At 50.6% G+C, this 747-nt stretch carries 1 protein-coding gene; it reads right to left on the minus strand.

Going from position 1 to position 747, the window contains the following annotated elements:
• Nucleotides 1–279 precede the first annotated feature (279 nt).
• Nucleotides 280–747 (minus strand): hypothetical protein (locus RCF13_RS23345; RefSeq protein ID WP_308141569.1); only part of this gene is annotated, 468 nt, incomplete at its 5' end.

Consider the following 747-nt stretch of genomic DNA (forward strand, 5'->3'; position numbering starts at 1 on the left):
GAATAGGATTGAAACACCAACAATTATGCCAACACACCACGGTGATCGAAAGAAATTCGACAATTCTTCCCTCAATTGAGCTGTTCTTAACATGATGTTTTTTTGTTCGCTTAATCAATCAGGAAAATCAACTACGAAATATGACGAAAAGGCCGTACGCTGTCCGGCCTTTCCACTACAATCCGAATTATTCCACGCACCGGGCAGTCATGTCTTTTCATTGTTCCGAAGGTCGAAGACCACCTGTCCAAGGATCATGAGCGCCATCGGCTATCTCCGTTAAGGTGTGAGTTGATGATCCGAGAACGAACGGTTGAGCTGGGAACTGAGATCGGAAACGGTTGCAGGAATTCCAGCGCGCAACTGTCCAAGCGACGCGACGCAGGCGAGAAGCTTCGAATGAAGGGCATCCAAACCAGACGTGTCGACCGTCGGGCCAACGGTGACATTCAACGCATTTTGGATTTCGGAAGACGCAGCCTGGGCCTCAGAAACTGCTTGCTGAGTTTCGACCTTCACCACTGGACCGTCCAAGAATGATCCCATGGCGTCATCCCTACCGTCGCCAAGAGATCCGGCTGAAGTTCGGCCAACGCCATAGATATTCTGTTCCCACCAAGACTTTAGATCCTGTCCAGGGTTCTGACCGTTGTAAGCGGCGGCTCTGTCAGCGGCTTCTTTTCGCTGGCGCTCTCGTTCTTCCGCGGAACTATTCGCATAAGTGTTGTTGGCATTATCGCCAGACAA

It is taken from the genome of Stenotrophomonas maltophilia group sp. RNC7 (assembly GCF_030910085.1).
Taxonomy (GTDB): Bacteria; Pseudomonadota; Gammaproteobacteria; order Xanthomonadales; family Xanthomonadaceae; genus Stenotrophomonas; species Stenotrophomonas sepilia.